Origin of the sequence: Methanosarcina sp. (assembly GCF_028693135.1) — an archaeon.
Classification (GTDB): Archaea; Halobacteriota; Methanosarcinia; order Methanosarcinales; family Methanosarcinaceae; genus Methanosarcina.
In genome coordinates, this window is record NZ_JAQUVZ010000049.1 from 1 (window position 1) to 26,051 (window position 26,051).

At 44.5% G+C, this 26,051-nt stretch carries 20 protein-coding genes; 11 read left to right on the forward strand and 9 right to left on the reverse strand.

The window, feature by feature from the left end:
* Nucleotides 1-149: 149 nt before the first annotated feature.
* On the reverse strand, nucleotides 150-1,190 hold the full coding sequence (locus PHF18_RS15380; RefSeq protein WP_300104374.1) for a Fic family protein: 1,041 nt from the start codon (nucleotides 1,188-1,190) through the stop codon (nucleotides 150-152).
* A gap of 170 nt (nucleotides 1,191-1,360) precedes the next feature.
* The gene (locus PHF18_RS15385; RefSeq protein WP_300104375.1) at nucleotides 1,361-2,527 is read right to left on the reverse strand and encodes a DUF2117 family protein; all 1,167 of its coding nucleotides are present in this window, start codon (nucleotides 2,525-2,527) and stop codon (nucleotides 1,361-1,363) included.
* A 200-nt stretch (nucleotides 2,528-2,727) separates the two neighbouring features.
* Here PHF18_RS15385 and PHF18_RS15390 point away from each other — a divergent pair, with 200 nt between their 5' ends.
* Nucleotides 2,728-3,420: a metal-dependent hydrolase gene (locus PHF18_RS15390; RefSeq protein ID WP_300104377.1), complete on the forward strand. Its 693-nt coding sequence runs from the start codon at nucleotides 2,728-2,730 to the stop codon at nucleotides 3,418-3,420.
* A gap of 139 nt (nucleotides 3,421-3,559) precedes the next feature.
* Here the strand turns inward: PHF18_RS15390 and cooS are convergent, their stop codons facing one another.
* On the reverse strand, nucleotides 3,560-5,461 hold the full coding sequence (cooS, locus tag PHF18_RS15395; protein ID WP_300104378.1) for an anaerobic carbon-monoxide dehydrogenase catalytic subunit: 1,902 nt from the start codon (nucleotides 5,459-5,461) through the stop codon (nucleotides 3,560-3,562).
* Between the two features lie 454 nt (nucleotides 5,462-5,915).
* On the reverse strand, nucleotides 5,916-7,595 hold the full coding sequence (locus PHF18_RS15400) for a hypothetical protein (protein WP_300104379.1): 1,680 nt from the start codon (nucleotides 7,593-7,595) through the stop codon (nucleotides 5,916-5,918).
* A 652-nt stretch (nucleotides 7,596-8,247) separates the two neighbouring features.
* On the opposite strand from PHF18_RS15400, the gene larA (PHF18_RS15405) reads away from it, so the two are divergent.
* Together larA (PHF18_RS15405) and larA (PHF18_RS15410) are read left to right on the forward strand one after the other, a co-directional pair.
* On the forward strand, nucleotides 8,248-9,510 hold the full coding sequence (gene larA, locus PHF18_RS15405; protein ID WP_300104393.1) for a nickel-dependent lactate racemase: 1,263 nt from the start codon (nucleotides 8,248-8,250) through the stop codon (nucleotides 9,508-9,510).
* Nucleotides 9,511-9,669: 159 nt separating this feature from the next.
* Complete coding sequence (gene larA / locus PHF18_RS15410) at nucleotides 9,670-10,917, forward strand: nickel-dependent lactate racemase (protein WP_300104381.1); 1,248 nt, start codon at nucleotides 9,670-9,672, stop codon at nucleotides 10,915-10,917.
* A 468-nt stretch (nucleotides 10,918-11,385) separates the two neighbouring features.
* On the opposite strand, the gene PHF18_RS15415 is transcribed toward larA (PHF18_RS15410), so the two are convergent.
* From PHF18_RS15415 to argH, 5 genes are all read right to left on the reverse strand, one after another.
* Nucleotides 11,386-12,285, reverse strand: a complete 900-nt coding sequence (locus PHF18_RS15415; protein WP_300104383.1) for a hypothetical protein — start codon at nucleotides 12,283-12,285, stop codon at nucleotides 11,386-11,388.
* Nucleotides 12,286-12,599: 314 nt separating this feature from the next.
* Nucleotides 12,600-14,258, reverse strand: a complete 1,659-nt coding sequence (locus tag PHF18_RS15420) for a sodium:solute symporter (RefSeq protein ID WP_300104384.1) — start codon at nucleotides 14,256-14,258, stop codon at nucleotides 12,600-12,602.
* Between the two features lie 109 nt (nucleotides 14,259-14,367).
* Complete coding sequence (locus tag PHF18_RS15425; RefSeq protein WP_300104385.1) at nucleotides 14,368-14,526, reverse strand: symporter small accessory protein; 159 nt, start codon at nucleotides 14,524-14,526, stop codon at nucleotides 14,368-14,370.
* Between the two features lie 461 nt (nucleotides 14,527-14,987).
* Complete coding sequence (gene gatD / locus PHF18_RS15430; RefSeq protein ID WP_300104386.1) at nucleotides 14,988-16,262, reverse strand: Glu-tRNA(Gln) amidotransferase subunit GatD; 1,275 nt, start codon at nucleotides 16,260-16,262, stop codon at nucleotides 14,988-14,990.
* A gap of 151 nt (nucleotides 16,263-16,413) precedes the next feature.
* Nucleotides 16,414-17,889: an argininosuccinate lyase gene (argH, locus tag PHF18_RS15435; RefSeq protein ID WP_300104387.1), complete on the reverse strand. Its 1,476-nt coding sequence runs from the start codon at nucleotides 17,887-17,889 to the stop codon at nucleotides 16,414-16,416.
* 476 nt (nucleotides 17,890-18,365) lie between these two features.
* Here argH and PHF18_RS15440 point away from each other — a divergent pair, with 476 nt between their 5' ends.
* The 8 genes from PHF18_RS15440 to PHF18_RS15475 all read left to right on the forward strand — a co-directional run.
* A complete protein-coding gene (locus tag PHF18_RS15440) occupies nucleotides 18,366-18,920 on the forward strand; it encodes a PGF-CTERM sorting domain-containing protein (RefSeq protein ID WP_300104388.1) in 555 nt (184 codons plus the stop codon).
* 126 nt (nucleotides 18,921-19,046) lie between these two features.
* The gene (locus PHF18_RS15445; RefSeq protein WP_300104389.1) at nucleotides 19,047-19,670 is read left to right on the forward strand and encodes a class I SAM-dependent methyltransferase; all 624 of its coding nucleotides are present in this window, start codon (nucleotides 19,047-19,049) and stop codon (nucleotides 19,668-19,670) included.
* Between the two features lie 126 nt (nucleotides 19,671-19,796).
* A complete protein-coding gene (locus PHF18_RS15450) occupies nucleotides 19,797-20,396 on the forward strand; it encodes a class I SAM-dependent methyltransferase (protein ID WP_300104395.1) in 600 nt (199 codons plus the stop codon).
* Nucleotides 20,397-20,496: 100 nt separating this feature from the next.
* Nucleotides 20,497-22,152 (forward strand): AarF/ABC1/UbiB kinase family protein, encoded by a 1,656-nt coding sequence (locus PHF18_RS15455; RefSeq protein ID WP_300104390.1) that lies wholly within the window; start codon nucleotides 20,497-20,499, stop codon nucleotides 22,150-22,152.
* A 118-nt stretch (nucleotides 22,153-22,270) separates the two neighbouring features.
* Nucleotides 22,271-22,477, forward strand: a complete 207-nt coding sequence (locus PHF18_RS15460; protein WP_300104396.1) for a heavy-metal-associated domain-containing protein — start codon at nucleotides 22,271-22,273, stop codon at nucleotides 22,475-22,477.
* Between the two features lie 222 nt (nucleotides 22,478-22,699).
* Nucleotides 22,700-22,891: a heavy-metal-associated domain-containing protein gene (locus PHF18_RS15465; protein WP_367279208.1), complete on the forward strand. Its 192-nt coding sequence runs from the start codon at nucleotides 22,700-22,702 to the stop codon at nucleotides 22,889-22,891.
* A gap of 194 nt (nucleotides 22,892-23,085) precedes the next feature.
* A complete protein-coding gene (locus PHF18_RS15470; RefSeq protein WP_300104391.1) occupies nucleotides 23,086-23,283 on the forward strand; it encodes a cation transporter in 198 nt (65 codons plus the stop codon).
* Nucleotides 23,284-23,325: 42 nt separating this feature from the next.
* Nucleotides 23,326-26,051, forward strand: a 2,726-nt coding sequence (locus tag PHF18_RS15475) for a heavy metal translocating P-type ATPase (protein WP_300104392.1), incomplete at its 3' end; no start/stop codon positions are given.

A 26,051-nucleotide genomic window follows, 5' to 3' on the forward strand; every position in this document is an offset into this window, starting at 1 on the left:
TTTTGACTAGCTTTTGAATAGCTTTTGAATAGCTTTTGACTAGCTTTTGAATAGCTTTTGACTAGCTTTTGAATAGCTTTTGACTAGCTTTTGAATAGCTTTTGACTAGCTTTTGAATAGCTTTTGAATAGCTTTTGAACAGCCCCCGATCAGAAATTGAGCACGTAAATTACCTGCTGGCCCATTTTCCCATTTTGTTTCAGGAGTTTTTTGTCAAGCATGTCCTGGATGTCACGATTTGCAGTGGGCTGACTGACATCACAGATTTCCTGATACTCATTGCTTGTGATCTTGCCATTTTCTTTTAAATATTCAATCGCTTTTATCTGCCGGCTGCTCAACCCTATCTGTCCGAATTTATCTTTTATCGAACGGTCGCTGCTCAGCTTCAGGACCGTTTTTTCGACTCTTGAGATTTCCACGGCAATGCCGAAAAGGAAATATTCGAGCCATTCGGTCAAATCCCTGTCCCCGGCATCCGCACTTGAAAGGGCGGAGTAATAAGAGGTGCGTTCTTTGTTGTAGTGCTCCTCAAGAGCGAAAAATCGTTTGGTGTCAAAGCCTCTCTTTGTCAGGACCAGGGTGGCAAGGGCTCTGGCAGTTCTCCCGTTTCCGTCAACGAAGGGGTGGATTCTGGCAAGTTCATGGTGAGCAACTCCTGCCTGCACGGCGGGCATGAGGTCAAGGGCATCTTCGCTGTTAAGCCACTCGACAAGGGCTTTAGCTAGGGCAGGGACTTCAGCAGGTCCCGGAGGGGTGTAGGTGACTTTCCCGGTTTTAGGGTCTCCGACAACGACCCGCACTTTCCGGTAGTTTCCGGCAGAATCATCAGGAAGGATACTTTTTGCCGTAAGCCTGTGGATTTCCAGGAGAAACTCTTCGGTTATGGGTCCGTTTTCAGGTAAGGAATCGATATATTTCAGTACATCTACATAATTCCGGACTTCCTTTTTGTCCTTTTCGTGGGCAAGGACTTCTTTTCCCTCTATAATAAGCTCAACTTCCTCAAGAGTCAGGGGGTTTCCCTCGATACTTGTCGTGTGGTGGGTCTGCTTTATCAGGGCTTCTCGCTGGAGCTGTTTTTCCCATGCCGGAATCAGAGGGCTGTTTATGATGACTTCCCGGGCAGCCTGGATCCTTGCAAGCAGGCGCACGATTTTGTTTGTGTACTTGAAATTTGGCTGAAACATCCATTTATCCGCCTTTCCATCCCTATTAAAAGAGTTACTCCTTTTGTTATTAACTTAGCGGGAATTTGTTTCCGCACCCATTGTGGATATTTCCCTAAAATTGCTGCAAAAGATGAAACTCAATCCGATACCCGGGAACCGTGAGTTCCATTTCAAGGGGTGTTGCTATGTTAGTATTCAAAAACAGCTTCAATCGACAGCTCTGCCAGCTTCAGCACATCTTCTTTAAAGGCCAACAGATCCTCAAAAACAGCTGAATTTTGTCCTTTCAGAAGTTCCTGCTTAACTCTCTTACCCACGATATCATCGCTTCCCTCTATCAGCCTGAGAACAACCGAGCCGGGAAAGATTTTAGTTTCACAGGTGACATTATCACAGTCCCCGTCTGTGATTCCAATTATCGGGATTCCAAGCCTGTAGAGGATATCTCCTGCTATGGCTGTGGTGTCGTCTCCAATTGTAACTGCAAGTTCAGCCCCGGAAGCCAGTTCATAGGAATTTTCGGCGGCGTGGTCTATAAGCACAACTTTTCCTGTCCCTGCCCCTGCCCAGGAAATAGAACCTGATTTTCGGGCACTGGCATTTTCTTTTCTGGCATCCGAGAATAAGGAATTGCCTCTTCGAATCTCCCCGCTTTTTACCCAGGCTCCGGCAAGGTCAACAGGGTCTCTGTTTTCATAATTATGGAGCTTTTCGAGCCCATGTTCCTTTATTTCTCCGCCTTCGATTGCGGTAATGAACCCGCTTTCAGAGACTATTCTTATTTCGGAAGACAGGGCTTTTCCGATCACGAGCCCGTTTACAAGGATATTTTCTCCGGGAAAAACCCCTGAAAGCTCGCGGATAACTCTGGTTTTGCCGGTTTTCGGGCAGTTTTCCAGACAAACCGAATCTTGAAAAGGCAGAGGGCTTTCGACAGGCAGCCCGAAGATTTCTGAGAGTTTTTCAATGTAGCTACCGGCTTTTTTATTAAGGGGGATCAATTTCCCGCCGGTGCAGCCCGGGCTTTCGATCTGGATCAGGGGTTTCTTCTCAGGGTCCTTCAGGCGAGAAGTAACCTTTGCTCCAAAAATCATGCCGGTTTCGGGCGTTTTCCCCCTGTTCAGGAGGCAAACAAGGTCTGAGGTTTCAAAAAAGGATTCAATGCAGGCGCTCGGCTTAAGGTGCCGGCTTATGTCTATAACATTTTCAAGCCCTGCGTCAAGGACAGCTGTCTTTCCCATGGTTCCGCCAAGCTGAGCTTCGACTTCACCTATGCAGGAAAGCTTTTCCATAACTATTTCCGCTTCTCCCGAATCGATTACTTCGGGCCCGTGGATTACCAGGCTGATCTTCATTCTTATTTGATTACTTTCAAGCATTCTTACTTGATTTACACTTAAGGGCACATATTAATATTATCCTGTATTCATCCCGCTGTGTTTTCCTGATTCCCGCCTGAATAATGTATTATATACTAATTATCCGGTTATTATCGAAAATTACATTACGCATTGTTACGTTCTGACAAAAGCATAAGTGGACACGAGGCAGAGAAATGGCTGATATAAAGATTACATGGCTTGGGCATGCTGCTTTTTTGCTCGAAGCCGAAAAGAAATTGCTGGTCGACCCTTTTATTTCCGGAAACCCGAAAGCTCCCTGCAACCCTGAGGATCTGGACCCGGACATTATAGCCGTAACCCACGGTCACCAAGACCACCTGGGAGATACTATTGAGATCGGTGCCAGGACCGGCTGCCGGATCATATCGATCCATGAGGTTGCAAACTATATCAAATCAAAAGGGGTCTTTGCCGAAGGTATGAATAAAGGAGGCACAATGGAAGTGGAAGGTATGACCCTTACCATGACTCATGCGCTTCATTCCTCCTCAATTGATGATTCCGGCTTCAGTTTCGACGGAGGCAGCCCGGCAGGGTTTGTGATAGGTATTGGCGGGCATTCCTTTTATCATGCCGGAGATACGAGTGTTTTCGGGGACATGCAGCTTATCGGAGAACTCTACGAACCTGAAATTGCCTTTTTGCCTATAGGAGACAAGTTCACCATGGGTATAAAAGAAGCCGTAAAAGCCGTGGAACTCATCCAGCCCAAAATCGTTGTGCCAATGCACTATAACACCTTTGATGTCATCAAGCAGGACCCTGAAAAGTTCAAAAGAGCCGTGGAGGCAAAAGTTAATACGAAAGTAATTATCATGGAACCCGGGGAATCGATAGAGCTTTGATTTAATCGAGATCTGATTTAATCGAGATCTGATTTAATCGAGATCTGATTTAATCGAGATCTGATTTGATCGAGATCTGATTTCAAGGGATTTTTTACTCACTAAAAATGAAGTGAAAAAAAAGTAGAAATCCGGGATTTCAGATCCCCAGCTTCTTTCTCTTTTCCATGATATGCTGTTCTATCCCATCAACTGCTTTTCCTGCATCCGTTTCCACGTTCATGATCCCGCCTGTAACTTCCCGGCAATCCTCAGTCAGCAGTTTGACAAGGTTCGGGCCTCCTGTGATGGTCGGAACAGGGTTTACATAGGTGTAGAGCCCGAAGGCCAGGGCAAAGATGGCGTCGATTGTGGCTTTCTGCTCCATGTATTCGGGGGCTGCTGCAGCAACCGGAAGGTCAGGGACAGGAGCACCCAGGGCTCCGGATATGGCTCCAAGGAGGTCGGCAAGCCTGCCTGTGTCGGTGCAGGTCCCATAGCTGAGTACGGGCGGAACTCCGAGGGCTTCGCATACCGCCTTTAAGCTGTCCCCGGCAAATTCCCGGGCTTCGGGGGAGCAGAGGCCTGCAACCTGCATGGCTCCGTTCCCACAGCCCATAGACAGGACCAGGATGTTCCTCTTGATCAGCTCTTTTACCACTGCAACGCTGTGCACGTCCTGCCCGGTGTCCCTTAATGTAGTGCATGAGACCATTCCGACCACTCCTTTAATTGCGCCGCTTTTTATGGCATCAAGGAGAGGGTCGAGGGTACCTCCGAGGGCGTCAAGGATGCTTTCGGTTGAAAAGCCGACAACTGCCTCTTTCATCGGGAGTTTCAGAGAGGGTCCAACCGATCCTTTCCGGGTTTTGAAGTTTTCAATTGCCATATCCAGGAGTTTTGCTGCCTGCTTATCGGCTTCTACCGGGTTGTAGTTCAGGCGCTCGTTAATACCTTCAAAGGCCACGAGTCCGCTTACGGGCATGAGTTTGAACCCGTATTTTGCGGCGTAAAGGGGGGCTACCGGAAGCGAGCAGTTCATGTCTGCGGCAAAAAGGTCCACAGTCCCGCTTGCGAACACCGCTTCCTGGGTAATCCAGTTTCCGGTAAAACCGTAGAAGACATCGTCTTCCTCCCACCTCTGGATCATTTCCTGCCCGGTTTCTATGCTGGCAATGATCCTCAAGCCCTTTGCTCCTGCTGCTTTTGCTTTCTCCTGCCACTCGGGTTTTCTGGCAAGCTGGACCATGGCAAAGCCGATGAAAGGTTCATGCCCATTCGGAAGCACGTTCACATACTCAGGTTCAAGGACCCCGAGGTCAACCCTCATCATGTGAGGCCTTGGGATTCCAAAAAGGATGTCCTGACAGTACTCATTTACTATCTGGCTCTGGTATGCCATCGCAACTCCCAGGCGCATGGCTTTTAAAGCCAGGCTCACGTAGTACCCGTCCACGTTTGTCAGGCAGGAGCTTGTTGAATACATCATCTCTCCATAGATCCCACCTGGGAATATGTCCAGCTCTTCCCACCTTTTCTTTCTTTCAGGAGGGGAAAGGAGCTCCACAATCTGGCTCTGTTCGTAAGCAGGCCTGTTAAAGTCCTTTTCTACAAACTCGCACAGGCGGAGGGCAACTTCTGAGTCCGTTCCGCCGGTTTCTAGCCCCAGCCTGCCTGCAAATGTCCTCAACTTTTCAGGTTCACTTATTTTGTAAGGGGTGTTACCCTTTGCGGTTTCCCGAAGTGTCCGGATGGTCTGGTCCGTGTGATATTGATAAGTCGAAGCCCCCATTACGTTCCTGAGCAGCATCATCCGCATTGCCATCCCGTCGGCAGTGATCCCGCATACCCCTCTCTTGTCCTTTGAAGCGTCCGAACGACAGGGACCGTTGGAACACAGGTCACAACGGGCTCCTGCCATACAGAAATTGCATCTCCTGTCCGGAACTCCACCTATTCCCTGAGCCTCATAACGGTCCCAGACATTTGTCATATTATCTTCCTTTATCCGCTCATACATCTTTTGAACGGACTCGTGATAGGAAATCCTTTCTTTGTCCATGGTTATTACTCCCCAGTTAACTGCCGCCCCCTTTCCTTTCTTACCTCAAAGATCAGGAAACCTCCACCAGACATTACATTGTCGGAATATTTTCTTATGAAGTAAATATACATCAGTAAGCCTGTTTGCAGTTATCAGTATATCTGCGCAGGAGATATTTACAATTAATTAAAACACGATATCTTTTAGAGAAGTACGTGGACTGTTAAAATTAGAAGGGTGTTGACTTTTAGAATTAGAAATGTGTTGACTGCTATACTGCATTATACCGAATTTGAGAAAACGTAACTAAAAAAAGGCTAACCTGTAAGGTATATAAAAAAAGCTAATAACGGAAGGTGCCGAAAAAAAAGGCTAACAACGGAAGGTACAGACATACACGAAAAAGTTGTACATTCGTTCGTTTTTGTGCCTTCCGTGGTTGTGGAATTTATACCTGACTCAAAGTGATACATTATTCGACACTGTTTAAATCTATCTTATAAGTATGGTTGTCCTCGACCTGGAAAGTAATTGATTTATCCTGTTCGGTTTCATAATCAAGGTCCTTTTCGAGGGTAGTATCGTAGACCTGTGTGTCGTTTCCTGCAGTTATGTTTACGTTTACAAGAGCGCTGTCACCGTTTGTATGTGCGTCGAATGCAAGCAGTTTCTCGTTGTATTGCAGGTTGTCAAAACTTGCATCATATGTATTGCGGCTTATCTGGTTGTATTCATAAAATGATACTACGGTCATGTTATTTGAGTAATAGTTATCCACCCAGTTCCGGAAATATGAGCGACTTATTGAGTATTTTATTGCAGGTTCCAGGTCAAGTTGATGGGTGAATACCGGATAGGACATGCCTGCATTTGACGCGGTATCCCACCATCCCCATGTATCATCGTACAGGTTTCCTACATCCCTTTCTGCGTGAATTACTGCGTCTCCATTTCTCCAGGTCATGCCAAGGTTTTCATATGCATAAATTGCGTGTGTAAGGTTATCATGGTTTCTCAGGCAGCAGCAGCTTGTTGGTTTTCTACCTATTTTCTCATACACGTACTGGTATTCTTCATCCATTAACCTGTATGCTTCTTCAAGCGGAAGGCTGTTTAATTCTTTTGTATAGTGTATGCCGACTTCCCAGGAATCGTTAGCAACCAGGCTGCGCAGGTAATTAATGTGTGTTTCATTGGATTTCTCAATCAGTCCCTTATCAAACCACATCGTACCTCTATACCCTTTACTCTTCAGGTAGTCAATTCCTTCTTCGGTACCATTCATCGGTCCATCAAGTCCGAACGGGATTATCCTGCTATCCCCGATTGCGGTTATGAGTTTTCTTTCCGCTGTCTGGTTTATACTGTATATATCAACGTCAAGGTAAGTCCCTTCTCCAAGGATAAAACCTGTGAATTTGATATACCCGCTTGAAAAATCGAGATAAGGTAGGTTTTGCCTATCAAGATTATAGAATGGGGTGACTATGGAATTGCCATCTTCTGCGTAAATTGTGTTTGTTTTGTTATAACCGTCAAATATTATATTGAAATTTGCTTTTTCTGACGCGTTACCAAGAATAACTTTTTCGTATCTGGTCTCTCCAGAAGAGTCTTTATAATAACTTTTAAGTAAAGTCTGCCCCTCGTTTTCCTGAATTATAATTCTTGAACCCGGACTATTAAGTTCAACAAAACTCTGCGGGTCATCCGCATTTATGTCCATTGAGATTTCATAGTCACATTTAACCATTGGTGTAAGGCTACATATGTACAGGGCTCCTGCATGCCTTGGTTCCTCGAGGTAGTGAATTATCGGGACAGAGGTACATTTACAAAAAGTAAAAATATCCAGGTTGCTTCTAAAGTGCTCCAGGTATTCATTTATTCCAAAACAAGAGATAAGATCCATACCTGGAAGTAAACTGCATGGAATTAGAGGAGAATCTCTTATGTTCGCATACTTAAGCCCTTCTGAAGTGTTATTGAAAAATACTTTTGATTCTTGCGTTGCATATATACTTGAATATAGTTTATCGTAAGCTTTTTCTCTCTGAATCTTTGCGATAAAAACATTAGCTGGAAGATTATTTGTTTCAGAGTAGTTCTGTGAAAACAGGATGATGCTGCCCTGATTAATATTATCAACCATTTTTGAGCTATCTGTATCCGGGGATGCATATGCTTCTCCAATCCACAGGTAACTTAACATAAGCAGTATGAAAATGGACATTTTTAGATGACTATCATTCCTCACTAAATCACCAAAATTAATTTATAATTCTCTCTACACTCACCTGGAATTATTATATCTTTTGACTCAATCCTCTTATTATATATATTCTGAAAGTCATTTATTTGAATTTTTTAAATATCTATTTGTACTATATAGTTATAATGGTTGAGTCTTTCTGATGTATGTAAATTTTTTCATTATCCAAAATTTCTATTTTCCAGTAAAAATTTCATTCTATTACTATCTCCTGTAAATTAATGTTTTCTTTTGTATTTTATTCTGGAAAAGACTCAATTTTACTGCTTAAACTTATAACGACTATTAATTTCGTTAAAACAACCATGTTCTCCAGAACAATTCTTCCTATTTTTATTGGAGAAGTAATGGGGGTCCGAGGGTTGCCGGGAACATCTCCTGGAAATCTTAAGGACAAAATTTCTCTACATTTTCTCAATAACGGCCTGAATTTGGGGTTTAAAGAGCAGATTTAAACTATATTTAAAGCATAGCTTCACTATTGTTTACCTATACGGTTTTATATTATCAATACGAACTCACCGGCATGAACATGATGACAAATATAAAAAAGATTCCACTCGCTTTCGGAAGCGGGATTTTTGAGCTGGATATCCCTGAAAAAAACATTTCCAGCTTAATTCTTCCTTCGGAACCTGTAAAAAAGGAGGATGGAGCTCTTTTAATTCGAAAAGCGCTCGAAAATCCCATAAAAAGCAAGAGACTTTCCGAGATTGTAAACCCGGAAACCAGAATTGCAATTATTGTAAGCGATGTCACGAGACCCACTCCCACCGCAAAAATTCTTCCTCCTCTGCTTGAAGAACTTTATTCAGGAGGAGCAAGGGATGAGAACATCACAATTATCTTTGCTCTCGGGCTTCACCGTCAGCAGACAGAAGAAGAATGCAGAAAGCTTCTGGGCGATGAAATTTTCAAAAGTATCCGGGTTGTCCAGCACGACAGGGAAAGATGCAGGCATATAGGGGAGACGAGTTTTGGGACCCCGGTTGAGGTCTTTGAAGAAGTTCTGGACGCAGACCTGATTATTGGCACCGGGACGGTAGAATTTCATTATTATGCGGGCTATGGGGGGGGAGGGAAGGTTGTCCTTCCAGGAGTCAGTTCGGAAAAAGCTGTACTTTCATTCCACAGCCATTATAGCAAATTCTTTGAAGGTGAACCTCTTTCGGGTAGAGTTGACAGCCCTGCGAGGAAGGATATCGAAGAAGCCGCCGGAATTACAGGCCTCAACTTTATCCTGAACGTGGTAATCAACAGCAAAAAAGAAATTGTTGCTGCCGTTGCCGGGGATTTTGTCCAAGCTCACAGGGAAGGAGCAAGGTATGTAGATGCCATGTACAAAGTGCAGGTAGAGCCTGCAGATGCTGTGATCGTTTCCTGCGGGGGCTATCCTAAGGATATCAACCTCTACCAGGCAACAAAGGCTCTGGAAAATGCCATCCCTGCCGTAAAAGCAGGGGGATCAATAGTACTCGTGGCCGAATGCGCGGAAGGAATCGGGAACCAGGTCTATGAGTGCTGGAACAGGGATTGCAGGAGTCCGGATGACGCTATAGAACGCTTCAAACAATTCTTCGAGTTTGGGGGACATAAAAGCGCAATAGTTGCAAAAGTCGCAAAGCAGTTCAAGCTCTATATCGTTTCAAAACTTTCCGATGAGGAAAGCAGAAGTGCGTTTTTCATCCCCGCAAAAAGTGTACAGGAAGCCTTTGAAACGATTCTTGCCGAAAACCCTGAGGCAAAAGTTCATATAATGCCTGAGGGGGGGTGGACTTTGCCTGTCCGGAAATAAGAGCTTATATAAGTGAAGCCAGTAAGCTTGAATTGTTGGTTTGACTTAAAAGTTTAAAAGCTCAGTTAAAAGCTCAGTTTTAATTTTGACATCGATTGTTTACCTATGATATTTTATAACATCAATACGAAATCACCGGCCATGAACCTGATGACTAATATGAAACAGATTCCCCTCGCATTTGGAAATGGGACATCTGAGCTGGATATCCCTGAAAAGAATCTCTCCAGCATAATCATGCCCTCTGAACCTGAAAAAAGGGAAAGCGGGGCTTTTCTAATCAAAAAGGCGCTTGAAAACCCCATAAAAAGCAGGCGCCTTTCCGAGATTGTAAACCAGAACTCCAGGATTGTAATCATTGTAAGTGATATCACCCGTCCCACTCCCACTGAACAGATCCTTCCTCCTCTCTTTGAAGAGCTTTATTCAGGGGGAGCAAGGGATGAGAACATCACAATTATCTTTGCTCTCGGGCTTCACCGCCAGCAGACCGAAGAGGAGTCTAAAAAACTGGTTGGGGAGGAGATCTACAAAAAAATCCGCTGTATCCAGCATGATACCGGCAGGTGTAGACGGATCGGTGTAACTTCTCGCGGGACCCCGGTTGAGATCTTTGAAGAAGTTCTGAACGCCGATGTGGTTGTGGGGACAGGGGGAATTGAGTTCCACTACTATGCAGGGTACAGTGGTGGGGCAAAATCCGTACTTCCCGGCGTAAGCTCTGAGGAGGCTGTGCTGACCAACCATAAAATGATGATAGAGGAAAAGGCGGTTTCCGGAAGGGTGGATAGTCCTGTCAGGCAGGATATGGAAGAAGCTGCAAAGATCTTTGGCCTTAAATTTATTCTTAACGTTGTGCTTGACAGCAAAAAAGGGATAGTTGCTGCTGTTGCCGGGGATTTTGTCGAGGCCCACAGGAAGGGGGTCGAGACTGTGGACACTATGTATAAAGTGCCCGTAGAACCTGCAGATGCTGTGATCGTTTCCTGCGGAGGCTATCCTAAGGACATCAACCTTTATCAGGCAAGCAAATCCCTGGACAATGCAACCCAGGCTGTAAAAGACGGCGGCTCGATCATCCTTGTAGCGGAATGTGCCGAAGGAATAGGAAACCAGATCTATGAATGCTGGAACATGGAGTGCAAAACTCCGGAAGATGCAATAGAGCGCTTCAAACACTGCTTCGAGTTTGGAGGGCACAAGAGTGCAATCGTTGCAAAAGCCGCAAAGAAGTTCAAGCTTTATCTTGTCTCGAAGCTTCCGGAAGATAAAGTCAGAACCGCATTCTTTACTCCGATGGCAAGTGTGCAGGAAGCCCTGTCTGCAATCCTGTCAGAAAATCCTGATGCAAAGGTTCACCTGATGCCTCATGGGGGACAGACCCTGCCTGTAAGAAAAGAAAATTGAAGGCTTCTAAAGAGAACACAACAGGCCAAAGCAGCATAAATTTCGGTCTTATTTCTCTTTCAAATCTGTATTTCTTTCTTTTTTTGCAGGACCTCTAGGCAAGCTGGCGGAAGTGCTTATATTTACCTGTGAATTAAAGTGGCTTCCGGAGTAAAGAAAGTATTCTCTCATTTCAGGGGGCATTTCTTTTATGTTATTGTCTCTCGGAATTAAATACTGGATTGTAAGTTGTTTTTTATCTAACTGGCAGGCCGGACCCAGTTTCGTGCGGTGAGGAGAGAGAAAAACGAAAGATCTTCTCCCAGGCTCTGGAATAGATCAGCCAATTAATCAGGGACACCAACTAGTCTTATAAAAATAATCTGCTTGCTTGATGTTGAAATTGTTATTTTTGTACTCTGCTCACGCGAAGGAAAAGGATATATCGAAGATCATGTATGTAATTTGAATGTTGATGCTTTTACCAATTTAGCAATCTTTTTTTAGCTCTGGTTCTAGTTTTTCTAGCCTTTGCTTTAGTTTTTTCTCTTTTTCTTTTTTTCGATCTTTCTTTTCTTCCCATATACTTTTATCTTTGCCCTTTGTATTTTTCTGATTTTTTATATCTGTTTCTTCTTTCTCACGAAAACCAATAATGTCTATTATTTTCGCTATCGTGTATGTACAATCTGTTAAGCCACCATCTACTTTAACGGTTTTAAGTTCCTTTTGTTTCTTATCCAAACAGTCCTTTTTTTTATGATAGAATTTATAAATGTACTTTAACGATTTTTGATCTAACTTGGGTACTGGTTCTAACGTTGAACTGAAGTAACTATCATAAGCAGGTACACAACCAAAAACTACCATCATTATTTTTGTAGCCAGAGTATCCGTTACCAAGACACCATGTTGTCCAAGTGACATCTGTATTTCTTTTTTAAAACAGCAGATAGCCTTCCATGTCTCTGAGTTTATTTCGTCCTTTTTGACGCAATAGTCCTTTACATCAATTTTCCAGAGATCTTCCTCTTCAAAGATCTTTTTAATTAAAGGTTCATAAATTCTAAAGCTGCATTTTTGTAAATCACTGTTACGAAACATGCCCCACGTACCTAAAAATAATCCTAATTGCAAACAAAGGATATTCATCTCATGGGTTAATATTTCACGTTTTTCGCGCTTAAGAAAATTTTCATGAAAATCTCTGAAGTGGTTATAACAATAATCGTAAGCTGAATATCGACTATATCTATCGTTACCCTTTCCTGTAAAACTCAGGCGTTTTTCTAGGAGTCTTTCAATGTCTTTATCTGTAAGCTCACACAATTTCTTGCATTTTTCTGTGTTCTTTTTGATGTCTTTATCTGTTGGATTATGTGATGCCATAAATAATGTAAAAGTACATCAAGATTTAATAATACCTATTTTGTCACACTGAGGTGTGTAGAAAATTAATAGCCTTTTTTATGCAGTTGAAACTCTATTATTCAGAACTTTCTGTAAAAGGATCTGGTTTAACAAAACGAAAACTACTGCTTCAATTCCAAAATAAGTCCATTGTTTAGCGGGAAATTCATTAATCCATAGATCTATTCAAAAGACAAGTTTTGTGAACATACTTCGGAATCGCAGTATGAGAGGAAATTGAAAAAGAAGTGGCGCATAAAAAGTGCGCCTGACTTTTAAAAAAAGGAACAGGTTTAAACGCCTGTTGATTCAACTGCCTTGTGTGATGCTGGCTCCGACAGTTCCTCTTCTTCGTCTTCAAACCTGAGTCTGTAAGCCCTTTTCAGGAATTCGGCTGAAGGTGGGACTGTCATAAGGCTTACCACAATCAGGGTAAGGAAAGAGAGCGGGGTTGCAACCAGAATCGGGTCCACAAGGGGCCAGGTACCGGAAAGTAAAGTTTCCTTCCCGAAGATTGCCAGGCAGATCTTGAGAGGCACTGCTTCTTTTGCGTGTACAAAGACCAACCAGAAGAGGCTGCTTAATGACCCTACAACAAGACTTGCAGTTGCTCCGGCTCTTGTTGTGCGCTTCCAGAACAGTGCTCCCATGTAGAGGGGCAGGAACGCGGATGTGCACAGGCCCATAAACATAGCAGTAGCCCTCGCGATGATGCTTACCGGGAGGATGTAAGCCAGAGCGACCGAGACCAGGATGGTAAAGGCAATTCCTAACTTCGTAGCGTGGACGGCTGTTCCCCTGGACTTGCCGTTCATAAGGCCCTGCTGGTAGAAGTCGTGCCCTATGGATGTGCCCATTGTGTGGAACTGGGCAGCTGCAGTAGACATTGCAGCTGCAAGCAGGCTGAGCATGAAGAGTGCTACAAAGGTCTCAGGCATGGCCTGGTTCAGGAATTGGGGCATTATAAGATCAGTGTTTCCGCCTGCAACCTGAAGGGAAATCATGCCTGTAGTCCTGTAAAAGTAGACGTTGGAAAGAGCTCCCACGACGTAAGCGACTCCTGCCATCATCAGGATAAAAGGTCCTCCAACAAGGACTGCTCTTTTCAGGGAGCGGTCGTCTTTTACCGTCATGAACCTGACTGCGAGCTGTGGCTGGGCAAGCACCCCTATCCCAACTCCCAGGGTGATTGTGGAAATCATTGTCCACCAGATCGGAGAATTGAAAGCCGGCATTGCAGTCCAGCCCCGGTGCCCCTGGTCAACAAGGGCCTGAGGGACAAGGCTTGCCATGTCAGTAAGAGCCTGGTGGGCTCCTACAACTCCTCCCAATTTGCTGTAGGTGAACACCAGCAGAAAAGCCATTCCCAGTAACATGAGGGTTCCCTGCATGGCATCCACGTACATCACTGATAAGAGGCCACCTTTAATCACATATGAAGCGATGATTATAGTAAAGATCAGGAGAGCGAGGTTGTAGTCGATTCCAAGAGTGGTTTCAAGGAACCTTCCGGCTCCGATGAGCACGCTTGCAGCGTAAAGAGGCATAAAAACTGCTATTAGAAGCCCGGAAAAGCCCTGGATGAACCTGGACTGGAAGCGTTTTCCTATAAACTCAGGGTAAGTTATGGACCCCAGGTTCAGCCCCATGCGCCGGGTTGGAGGGCCAAAGACCACGAAGGCGATGAAGATGCCGAAAAAGATGTTCATAAATACTAGCCATAGAAGCCCCATTCCCAGTGAAGCGGCTACTCCTCCAAACCCTATTATTGCGGAAGTGCTGATGAATGCAGCTCCGTAGGAGAGAGCCATAATTGCCGGGTGCACCTGCCGGCCGGCGAGCATATACCCATCGGTCTGGGAATTCTTCTTATACCCCAGGCGGGCAACGTAGAACGTGCACGCAAGATAAACGACAACAAACAGGATAAGAGTTGAAGTATTGACTGCCATAAAAATCATTCCTGAAGAATTCAAGCTGCTGTTTTTTCGCAGGTGTTGTTAAAAAAGTCTGATTGAAAAGACACTTTGAGTTTTGGTTTCCGGTACAGCTTACTGGTCCTTACTGGTCCTGAACCGTTGCTTTTGGAGTGTTGCTTTTTACTGTCTGCTCTTCGTCCTCGCCTTTCCAGTTCAATGCTCCGTAAACCATACATCCGAGAGCACTTAATACACAAAAAACATATGCAAGCCAGATTTGTGGATCATCGATTCCTAACATCTACTACACCTTCAAATATTATCTTCCGCCACTGGTTAACATGACACTTGTTAACATAGTACATAAGAGCTTTTTGTTATTTAAGTATATTGTCCAAGGAAATTCAAGATCGGAGTAATTATAAGGTGTAATCATAAGGTGTAATCATAAGGTGTAATTATAAGGTGTAATGTAAAGTAATGTAATTTCATACCACACTCTTATATGGTGGTCTCCCTCCAGCCATAAATAATGCCCCAGAGGTGGCAGAATAAAAAAAGTGCTGACTGTGCAGAATTGCCAGTTTTTGAAGCCTGCTGCGGGGCTGGATACAGGTGTAAGAAAAGACTCCGGGGAAGAGGAGATTGCAGGTGAACCCCTTAAGGGGCTCTTTTTCCTCTCTTCGGAATTCCCAAATAAGACTTTTCAGTCTTCAGAATTGTTTCTCGGGATTTTTTATTATTCTGTTTATTTTTATTTTTTTACTTCAGTGTGCACTCAGTAATTTCCCCGCTGAGGTCTTCCCTGAGCATACCAACAGCTTTTTCAAAGTCATCTGTCTGGCCACATACCCACATAAGCTTGACAAGGGCCGTCTCGGGAAGAGTGTCTTCTCCTTCGATTGCACCAGCTTTCAGCATATCACGGCCCGTGTCATAAACGCGGTCGCAGATTCTGCCGTTAAGGCACTGGGATGTAACTATTACAGGCATTTTTGCGTCCACAGCCTTCTGGAGCAGGGGAATCCATTTTGTGGAAACGTGACCCAGACCTGTGCCCTCAATAACAAGCCCTCTGTAGCCGTTACTTATATAATAATCAAGGACTGTAGGATCTGCCCCTGGAGTGAACTTCACAATGGCACACTTCGGTTCCATTCCCGGCTTGAATTTGAGGGACTTTTCTCCACGTCTGGTATAGTCAATAAAAGTCTTTATTTCTCCTGTAATGTAGTCTACAGTCCCTACCGGAAGGGAGCTTACGGATTTGAAAGCGTCCCTGCGGGAGGTGTGCATCTTCCTGACTTTCGTTCCACGGTGGATTTCACAGAAATCATCAGAGGTTGTGCCGTGCATAACAACCACGATTTCAGCAATATCACTTATCGCAACACGGGCTGCACAGATAGCGTTCATGGCGTTGTCGCTGCTCGGACGGTCTGCGCTTCTCTGGGAACCCACGAAAACGATAGGTACGGGGGTTTCGATCATAAAGGACAGGGCTGCTGCAGAGTACATCATTGTGTCTGTCCCATGAGTGATGATTACTCCTTCAGCTCCGGCTTCTATTTCTTCGACAACGGCTTTCGCAAGGTTTTGCCAGGAGTCGGAGTCCATGTTTTCGGAGAGGATACTTGAGATTACCCTTCCTTTAAAATCCGCAATTTCCTTCAGTTCCGGGATTGCGGCGAGAATATCGTCAGCAGTAAACTGGGATGTGACTGCTCCTGTACGATAGTCGATCTTGCTGGCAATTGTTCCGCCCGTAGATAGGATTGCGACTTTTGGGAGCTTTTTCCCCGGCTCGGGAATTTTTTCTCCGTCTGGTTTACATTCTTTTACGCCGGTTCCGCTTCCGTTTACAGTTTCTTCCTTCTTTTCCTGAAGAGTTACCTTTACCTTATCAGTGGAAAAACCGGCGTTATACCCGCTGTTCATTTTTATTGCGATATATCCTTCCATGGAAGGCATTACTTTGCCTTCATAGACAGTACCGTTCCTTTCAATGCTTACCCGATCGCCCTGTTTGAATTCCATGAATGATCCCTTTTCTGCTGAGTTTTTGAGGTGTTGTATAATTTGTATGATACTAAGAGGTCTAAATAATATTAAAGTTAAATGTGTTATTGAAATTAAATGTGTTATCAAATTAAATGTGTTATTGAATTTGCTTTTTACTTTTAGCTGCTCAGTTTTTCCTGTATTCATCGACGACTTCAAGCAAGGTTTCAAAAGCCGAGTCGATTGAATCTTTGAGAGTTGCAATCTCCTGTTCGTTCAGTTCAAGTTCAGTCTGCCGCTTTCCAAGATAATGCTGCATTTCTTCCGGAGCAGGCCCTCCCGCAACCTTTCTTCTTTTTATGTTGGAGACAGGGTTAAGAGCTTCCGTTACCATATTTTCTGTCAATCCCCTGCTTGAAAGCGACTCCCCAAGCACAACTTCAGCCACGGAGTCGATTTTTTCCATAGTGGGTTTTTCCATTTCCTTTGCAAGTATCCCGACAATCTGGTGGGCAGTTCTGAAAGGAATTCCGGTTTCTCTTACAAAGGTATCTGCAAGTTCGGTAGCCGTTGTAAAACCGGTAGTAGACTGGGCTGCAAGCACATCCGTATGGATTTTCATGGTTCTTACCATTCCTTCCATTACCCTGACCGATGCCCTGGTAGTTTCTACCGAACGCCAGATATTGGGGGTTGCTTCCTGCAGGTCGCGGTTATAACTCAGAGGCAGGCCTTTGCAGATTGTAAGCAGGGATATAAGCGCTCCCACAGTCACTCCGGTTTTCCCGCGCATTAATTCTGCAGTATCCGGGTTTTTTTTCTGGGGCATAATCGAAGAAGTGGAGGCGTATGTGTCATCCAGTTCGATAAAATTGAACTCGGAAGAAGACCAGATTACAAGTTCTTCCGACATCCTGCTCAGGTTTATCATGAGGTTTGAAAACACCGAGGCGCACTCAATAAGAAAATCCCTGCTGCTAACCGCATCCATTGAGTTTTCCAGCAGTCCATCAAAGCCCAGGAGTTCCTGAGTCCGTTTCCTGTTCAGGTCAAAGCCCGTAGAAGCAAATGCAGCAGCCCCGAGTGGGCAGAGGTTAACCCTGGAAAAGGCGTCCAAAACCCGGTCAAAGTCCCTGCCTAGAGCTGATTCGTGGGCACAGAGGTGATGGGCAAGGGTGGTCGGCTGGGCATGCTGAAGGTGAGTAAAGCCAGGCATGAGGGTTTCAGTGTGTTTTCCTGCAAGGGTGACAAGAGTTTTTCTGAGGACAAAGAGCTCTTCGAGCAGTCCGGTAAGTTCTTCTCTCAGGGTCAGCCGGATGCAGGTTGCAACCTCATCGTTTCTCGAGCGCCCGGAATGCATCCTGCCTCCTACGTCCTCTCCTACCATATCGATGAGCCTGGACTCAAGAGAGATGTGTATATCCTCGTAGCTGAAGTCGAGCTTTTCCATCCCTTCTTCCCTTATCTTCAAAAGCCCGCTAAGGATTTTGCTGCAGTCTTCCTCCTTTATAATCCCCTGTTCTCTCAGCATTACCGTATGGGCGAGGTCCACTGCTATATCCGCATTAAAAATCCACCTGTCAGCCTCCATAGAGGAGGTGTAACGTAAAATCTCCTCGTCCTGGGCAGCTTCAAGCCTGCCTCTGCGTAAAATATTGCTCATCGGTTTTCCTCTGTATAATTATGAAGTGAATCTATATTGTGAGATTCCTTATGTAATAATGATTCTATGGAACATTCTGAAGTAAATCTATATTGTGAAAGTCTTTCTGTAATAAAGGGTTCTGTGGGATAAATGATATTGTGAGCTTGTATGGAGTATCTATCACATTTTTAATTTGCAGGCATACAAAACGTATAAAATCCGCAGCGTGGTATTATTTCCAAATACTTAAATATGAATCGGTTTTCAGGAAGTTTCCTGTAAGGTAAGTGAATAATGTAGATTTTTGCTATTGAAAAATGTCCGAATCAGTACTTCGCTATTTTTTCTTCTTCCTAAACTATGTCTCTAGATAACGTTATATGAGGCGAAAAAACTTGAAGTAAATTTCTACTTGGCTCCACATTGAGAGTGCTTAAATACCTGGTGGATAACTCATTGATAAGGATAATAATCTGGAAAGGAGTGGTGAGAATATGAACTATAAACTAATTATTATATTGTTGGTAGCAGTGGTAGCTTTGATGGGGGCATCCACGGCATCAGCTAAATCCAATTATTTGACTTCTTTCAATCAGCACTATGAAACTGCAGGCACAAGGCTTGATTCATGCACTACCTGTCATAATGGGGGAGCCGTAAATCCTTATGGTAGAGCATATTTAGGAAGTGGAAGAAATTTTGCATCAATCGAAAATCTTGATTCGGATAAGGACGGATTTACGAATCTGGCTGAGATTAGTGCTTTGAATTTTCCTGGAAAACCTGATGATCATCCACAAAACACATCAGAAATTATACCTGAAACAACCGTAAACGTAACTGAGCCATCAGTCAACGAAACTCCGGAACAACCATCTACTGAAGTGCCAGTAAGCAATGCAACTTCGGAACAGCCGACTGAAGTACCAGACAACACAACTGGAGACAACACAACCGGGGAACAGGAGTCTCCGGGATTTGAAGTTATTCCTGTGGTTGTCGGATTATTAGCAGTAGCGTGCCTGAAGAGAAGGGATATCCGGAAATAATTCCATTATGCATCCCTAACTGAGGATACTTATCCTGATGTATAAGCTTCCTGCATACCGATGTATAAGCTTCCTACATATCCAAAAAATCTAATCCTCAAGAAAGCATAAACGTAGGTGGTATCCATGGCAGAAATGCCTGCAGGTGAAAAGTCAGTAGCTGATAAGTACGACAGGCTCTCATCTATCTACGATTTGATGGAGTGGCCCATGGAATTTCTCTTTTACAGCAGGTGGAGAAAGGAAGTGCTTTCAGGTCTCAAAGGCAGGGTTCTGGAAGTAGGGGTTGGGACCGGAAAGAAACTGAAATACTACCCTCCGGACTGTTTGGTAATAGGAATCGATAACAGTGGAGGGATGCTTGAAAAAGCCCGGAAAAAAGCCGAAGGCATGAACAACGTGACCCTGCTCCTGATGGATGCTGAAAACCTGAAATTTCCGGATAGCAGTTTCGATTATGTGGTCACGACCTTTGTCCTCTGCTCAATCCCGGACCCCGTAAAAGCCCTTAAGGAAATGAGACGGGTCCTTAAACCGTCAGGGGAGATGATCAATCTCGAACACATGCGCAGCAGCAACCGTTTTATTGCCTGGTATGAAGACCTCATCAATCCGATAATAGTCTCAATGACAGGAATCCATGTTAACCGGAAGACCGTGGAGAATGTTGGAAAAGCCGGGTTCACAATCAAGGACGTTAAAAACCTGCTTCTGAAAGATGTTTTCAGGAAGATCAGGTCGAAACCGTAAAGAGTTTTTTTCACGGAGATTTGAATTCGGAATAATTTTCTCCGATTTTATTCCTTGTTTTCCATGCTTTCAGTGGTTCACATATTTTTTTGAGATTAAACCCCGGAATTCTGGTACTTGATTATAATGTCCGCAGCCTCAAAGTATAATCGAATCTCAACCGTCTATGAGCTGATAGATTTGCCTCTGGAACTTCTCTTTTTCCGGAGGTGGAGAAAAGAGGCACTTTCAGGCCTGAGCGGCAAAGTTCTGGAAGTCGGGGTGGGGACAGGAAGGAACCTGAAATACTACCCGGTGGATGTTCAGGTGACAGGAATCGACAACAGTGAAGGGATGCTTGAAAAAGCCCGTGAGAAAGCCGAAGGCATGCAAAATATTACCTTTCTCCTTATGGACGCCGAGCACCTGGAATTTCCTGACAAGAGCTTCGATTATGTGGTCACTACTTTTGTCCTCTGCACGATCCCTGATCCTGTGCAAGCTCTTAAGGAAATGAGGCGCATCCTGAAACCAGCAGGGGAGTTGATAGCCCTTGAGCACATGCACAGCAGTAACTCTTTTATTGCCCTGTTTGAGGACTTAATCAATCCGGTTCTACTTTTTCTGCTCGGAGACCATACGACCAGGCATACCCTGAAGAATATAGAAGACGCCGGCTTCATCGTACTGGAGGCAGAAAAACTGGCATTTAAAGATGTTTTCAGGAAGATCAGGGCAAAGCCATAGTCTTAAATTCAGCAAGTTTCGGCTCCGTAAGATAGGAGTATCACGAAATCCAAAAAAGACTAAAATAGCTATATAAATTAACAGGTTTCTATTACCTTTAATGCTGGGGAAAACAAAGCGTTATCTGGAAGTTACAAGGGTCCTTTTAGAGTACAACCTTATTCCGGAACTCTACCGGGATCTACATACCAATTATATTTCAAATCCTGATTGTACCTGTGATTTTGATGTTGAGAACAGGCAGACGGCGGTAAAACTCAGGCAGGCTTTCGAAGAGCTCGGACCTACTTTTATCAAAATGGGGCAGACCATGAGCAAGAGGCCTGACCTCGTGCCCCAGCCTTATGTTATTGAGATGTCGAATTTACAGGACAAGGTTAAGCCTGTGCCTTTTGAGGAAATGGCTGAATCTCTTGACCTTGCTTGCGTATGTGAGTACCAGACTCGCGAAGACCGGAACCGGAAAAAAAGTGAAGAAGAACTGAAGGCGGAAAGAGGAAGAAGAGCAAAAGCCTTTATTGAGATTTTTGACAGCTTTGACCCTGAACCAATTGCCTGCGGGTCCATTGCTCAGGTCTATAAAGGGGTACTTGATAGCAAGCCCGTGGCTGTAAAGATTCTGCGCCCGAATCTCATTGATACTATTAATGTCGACCTTTCTATCCTGGACGATTTCAAGCCTGTAATGAAAAAAGTACTCAGGGTAGGAAAGAAATTCGATATTGATGCTTTTTTGCTGGAGATCCGGGAGATGCTTACCCGGGAAGTTGACCTCAGAATCGAAGCCGTTAACATGCGGCGTTTTGATGATAATTTTAAGAATGTGAAAAATGTTGCTGTACCTAAAATTTATCCGGATTACTGTTCTGCCAATATCCTTACAATGGAATTTATTCAGGGTACCCAGGTCAAGGACATCATTGATTTGCCTGTGCCCCAGAGCAAGAAATCGGAATATACGCGCACTATTACCAAGAGCTACCTGAAACAGGTCTATATCGACGGTTTTTACCATGCAGACCCCCACGGGGGAAATATGCTGGTCGAGGAGAACGATACTGTTGCCTTCATTGATTTTGGGGCTGTGGGCAGTATCGATGATGAACTTCAAAAGAACATGCTTGAGTTTTACTACTCTATCAATAACAGGGACGTGGAAGGGGCAACCCAGGCTTTCCTGAAAATCGGGGGTGCGGATGCAAGAGACGTGGATGTCCGTAGGCTCAGGAAAGACATGGACGATCTTATTGCAAACCAGAATTACGGGCTTGAAGGCAGGCAGAGTGACAACTACGCAAAACTGGGCCTTAAGTATGATATCCGGCTTCCCGGGGAATTTTCAACCCTGCAGAGGGCGATCCTGCTTATCGAAGGAGTCTGCCTTGAACTTGACCCGCGGTACAATATTAAAACCATTGCAATTCCGGTCCTTATGGATGCCTACAAGAAACTCAACACTCCAAAGGGAGCTGCCCTTCATATTGAATTTTCCGCAGAGCCCCCGGATGAAAAAGCTGAGTTAAGAGCTGCTATCAGGGAGGTTGCCGAAAAAATGGAATACATGGGGGACAGGTTCCTTGAAGGAAAGCAAAAAGAAAACAAGAGAAGTATTTTTTCAAAGGAATTTTTCCTTGCTGTCCTGCTTGTTGTCTCGACTTATATCCTGTTATATGGAGATGCTTTCTCGTGGGTTGGATTGGTTGGGTTTGGAGGTGCGATCCTGATAGCTCTTCTTTCTGTAATTCGAGGAAATTGAGACGGCCCTTAATTGGTAAAAAAGTTCTAATAAATGAAAATATAAAATAATGTAATAAAAATAAGTAAAATAAATGTAAAAATTAAAAATTCAGGATTCACCAATGGGGGGTTAGTTTCTGGTAGAGGAAACCTTAAAAATCGAAGGAATGGCATGCAATCACTGCGTAGTAAGAGTGGGGAGAGCTATTGCTTCCGTGGAGGGCGTAGTAGAAGTGGATGTAAACCTGGAGAAAAAAGAAGCAGTTGTGAACTTTGAAGAGTCCGTGACAGACCTGGAAACAATTAAGGCTGCTGTCCGGGAAGCAGGGTACGAGCCCCTTTGAAAATCGGTATTTCTTTTCCCGACTTTCATTTCATTCGCTTACGCAGACTCTAATTTACAAGTACAGGTACTACTTTTCCCTGCCGATCCGGTTCTGCGGACAGCAAAGAATTTGCAGCAGACCGGACATATATCTGTGCAATCATGCAGTATTCCATAAAATTATTATGTTAACTCGTTCAGTAAAAATTAGACGGAGGTAGAAATCATAACTCAAGAAACCATAAAAGTTGAAGGCATGTCCTGCGGACACTGCGTTATGAGGGTTAAAAAGGCAATTGAAGGTTTGGAAGGCGTAAAGAAAGTAGATGTGAGCCTCGAGAACAAACAGGCTGTTGTCGAATTCGATGAAGGAAAGACAGATGTGGAGAAAATAAAGGCTGTGGTGAAGGAAACCGGGTATGAGCCTGTCTGAATTGGAATAATGTGTTTAATGATTTTCAGAATTCTTAATTTATTGGGGGTTTCAGGATACTTAATTTATTCGTTTCGAGGAATTAATTATATAGTAAAAGGTACAGATTTTTAATATGGGTGGAGCACCTGTTTAAAAGCAGCTGATGATCTGGGGGTGAAGACATCAGGGAGACAACACTTGTAGTAGATGATATGATTTGCAGGTACTGTAAAGACACAGTTACAATGCTCATTACCTCTATTAATGGGGTTTCTAATGTAAACGTAAACGTACCTGAAAGGACGGTAAATGTGACCTATGACAGCCGGATAACCGATGCACATGTCATAAGGATGACTCTGCTCGAAGCGGGTTATAAAAATATAAGAGAGTCTTTAAACGCTTTTTAAGTGGTCAGGTAGTCTGAAAAATCTGGATAGGCGACATATCCGATGGAAAGTACGATAGAAGTTTATGGCATGACCTGTGGTCATTGCCAGAAAAGCGTAGCGGATGCTATTTCTTCTCTTGAGGGCGTGGAGTCTGTAGATGTCAATCTTGAAGCTGAAAGTGCAACTGTTATTTTTGATCCTGAAAAGTTAAGCCTTGACGATATAAGGGGGGCTATCCTGAAGGCCGGCTACTCAACCGAAAAGGAAGGAGAGGCTGAAGTGGAGGTTCAGGAAGAAACTTCCGAAAGCCCCGGAAAGATAGCAGAAGCTTCGGAAGTTGCTGGGGGAGAAGCTGAATCAAAGGTTTCGGGAACTGTTGAGAGTGAGGAGGCAGCGGGAGTTTCCTGCACCCTTGATGAAACGTGCAAACTGGCGGAAAAAGAAGTAACCCGGCTTTCCGGGCAAAAAGCAGGCCCCAAAGAAATCACCCTCGGAGTTTCCGGGATGACCTGCTCGGCATGTGCCCTGAATATCGAGAAGATCTTGAAGAAAAAGGAGGGTGTGGCCTCCGTAGCCGTTAATCTGGAACTTGGGAAGGCAAAGGTTAGCTTTGAGCCTTCCCTGACCTCTCCTCAGGAAATTGGAGAGGCTATTGAATCCATAGGGTATAAAGTCGAGAAAGATAAAGTAACCCTGAACCTTCAGGGCATGAGCTGCGCATCCTGTGCTGCAAATATTGAGAAGATCCTCAATAAAACCGATGGTGTAATCTCGGTTTCCGTAAATTTTCCGCTTGAAAAAGCCGTTGTGGAATTTAACTCCTCCCTCATTTCTGTCAGAGAAATTATTGCTGCAGTTCAGGGTATCGGGTATGGGGCCTCGGTCCCTGTTGAAACTGTTGAGTATGAAGATAGAGAACAGATGTCAAGGGACTCTGAGATCCGCAAGCAGAGAAATAACCTTATTATTGCCCTTTTGCTGGGCATTCCCATATCCCTCGGAAACATGAGCATGATGTTTCCTTTCTTATCGTTTGTGCCCTCAATCTTTACTAATCACATTGTACTTTTCATAATGTCTACTCTTGTCCTTCTCTTTCCGGGGAGGCAGTTTTTTGTAGGGACTTTCAAAGGCTTCAAGCACGGTGTAACCGATATGAACCTACTGATTGCTGCAGGAACCGGATCAGCTTATCTTATAAGTGTAGCAGCAACTTTCCTTGACCTGGGTCCGGGATACGATGTCCTCTACTATGACACTGTAGCTTTTTTGATAATTTTCATTGTTTTTGGCAGGTACCTCGAAGCAAGAGCTCGGGGCAAAACTTCGGAAGCCATCCGGAAATTGATGGGGTTGAGGGCTAAAACCTCAAGGATCCTTGTAGACGGCGTGGAAAAAGAGGTCCCTGTAGAAGAGGTAGTTGTTGGAGACATTGTTGTGGTCCGTCCGGGTGAAAAGATACCTGTTGACGGGGTTGTGGTTGAAGGCAGCTCTGCAATAGACGAATCCATGATTACCGGCGAGAGCATCCCTGTTGAAAAAGGTGCAGGGGACACGGTTATCGGGGCTACCCTTAACAAGACGGGTTCTTTCAGGTTCAGAGCTACAAAGGTCGGAGCTGATACTGCCCTTGCCCAGATAATCAGGCTTGTAGAATCAGCCCAGACAAACAAGGCTCCCATCCAGAGGGTCGCAGATGTTTTTGCTGGCAACTTCATTGTAGCCGTACATATAGTTGCTCTTCTGGCTTTCCTCTTCTGGTTTTTCATCGGCTACTGGCGTTACGGAGTTGGGGAATCAGTGGCTCTTGTAGGGATAAGCCCCTTCCTTTTTTCCCTGCTTATAGCTATCACCGTCCTTGTAATCTCATGTCCGTGTGCAGTTGGGCTTGCAACTCCTGCAGCCATTATGGTCGGGACCGGCAAAGGGGCTGAAAACGGAATTCTGATCAAAGGCGGAGAAGCCCTTGAAAGGGCGCATAAACTTGATACTATCGTGTTTGACAAAACGGGGACCTTGACTGAAGGGACTCCGAAACTTACAGATGTGTTTGCAGTCTCTGGCCGTGAGGAACGCGAAGTGCTTTTTATTGCGGCAACGGCTGAAAAAGGATCTGAACATCCATTGGGAGAAGCCATTGTAAGGGGTGCGGATGAAAGGAAAATCAGCCTTGCAGAGGCAAAAAATTTCCGTTCCATTCCCGGAAAAGGCATTGAGGCATACATTGAAGAAAAGAAAATTCTGCTCGGTACGCGCAAACTCATGGAAGAAAACAGGATTTCTTTTGAGGGGCTGGAAGTTAAAATGCGCGAATTTGAGGAAAACGGGAAAACTGCAATGCTTGTAGCTCTTGGGAGTGAAATCATAGGCCTTGTTGCTGTTGCCGATACTCTAAAGGAGAACTCTAAAGAGGCAATTGAGGCCCTGATAAAAATGGGCATCGAAGTAGTTATGATAACCGGAGACAATGCAATTACAGCCGGGGCAATTGCAGCAGAGGTGGGGATCTCGAGAGTGCTTGCTGAAGTGCTGCCCGAAGACAAAGCAAACGAAATCAAAAAGCTCCAGAAGGAAGGCAAACTCGTTGGCATGGTAGGCGACGGCATTAATGATGCCCCTGCTCTTATTCAGTCTGATGTGGGAATCGCTATGGGTGCAGGTACGGATGTAGCAATGGAATCTGCAAAAATAGTGCTTATAAAAAATGACCTGAGAGATGTGGTCGCAGCGCTTAAACTGAGCCGGCTTACCATTAATAAGATCAAGCAAAATCTGGCCTGGGCATT

Coding starts and splice junctions, on each gene's coding strand:
- PHF18_RS15380 (WP_300104374.1), bottom strand. CDS start 1,190: ATGTTTCAGCCAAATTTCAAGTACACAAACAAAATCGTGCGCCTGCTT.
- PHF18_RS15385 (WP_300104375.1), bottom strand. CDS start 2,527: ATGAAGATCAGCCTGGTAATCCACGGGCCCGAAGTAATCGATTCGGGA.
- larA (WP_300104381.1), top strand. CDS start 9,670: ATGAAACAGATTCCCCTCGCATTTGGAAATGGGACATCTGAGCTGGAT.
- PHF18_RS15450 (WP_300104395.1), top strand. CDS start 19,797: ATGTCCGCAGCCTCAAAGTATAATCGAATCTCAACCGTCTATGAGCTG.
- larA (WP_300104393.1), top strand. CDS start 8,248: ATGATGACAAATATAAAAAAGATTCCACTCGCTTTCGGAAGCGGGATT.
- PHF18_RS15445 (WP_300104389.1), top strand. CDS start 19,047: ATGGCAGAAATGCCTGCAGGTGAAAAGTCAGTAGCTGATAAGTACGAC.
- cooS (WP_300104378.1), bottom strand. CDS start 5,461: ATGGACAAAGAAAGGATTTCCTATCACGAGTCCGTTCAAAAGATGTAT.
- argH (WP_300104387.1), bottom strand. CDS start 17,889: ATGAGCAATATTTTACGCAGAGGCAGGCTTGAAGCTGCCCAGGACGAG.
- PHF18_RS15425 (WP_300104385.1), bottom strand. CDS start 14,526: ATGTTAGGAATCGATGATCCACAAATCTGGCTTGCATATGTTTTTTGT.
- PHF18_RS15470 (WP_300104391.1), top strand. CDS start 23,086: ATGATTTGCAGGTACTGTAAAGACACAGTTACAATGCTCATTACCTCT.
- PHF18_RS15420 (WP_300104384.1), bottom strand. CDS start 14,258: ATGGCAGTCAATACTTCAACTCTTATCCTGTTTGTTGTCGTTTATCTT.
- PHF18_RS15390 (WP_300104377.1), top strand. CDS start 2,728: ATGGCTGATATAAAGATTACATGGCTTGGGCATGCTGCTTTTTTGCTC.
- gatD (WP_300104386.1), bottom strand. CDS start 16,262: ATGGAATTCAAACAGGGCGATCGGGTAAGCATTGAAAGGAACGGTACT.
- PHF18_RS15440 (WP_300104388.1), top strand. CDS start 18,366: ATGAACTATAAACTAATTATTATATTGTTGGTAGCAGTGGTAGCTTTG.
- PHF18_RS15455 (WP_300104390.1), top strand. CDS start 20,497: ATGCTGGGGAAAACAAAGCGTTATCTGGAAGTTACAAGGGTCCTTTTA.
- PHF18_RS15415 (WP_300104383.1), bottom strand. CDS start 12,285: ATGGCATCACATAATCCAACAGATAAAGACATCAAAAAGAACACAGAA.
- PHF18_RS15400 (WP_300104379.1), bottom strand. CDS start 7,595: ATGGTTGATAATATTAATCAGGGCAGCATCATCCTGTTTTCACAGAAC.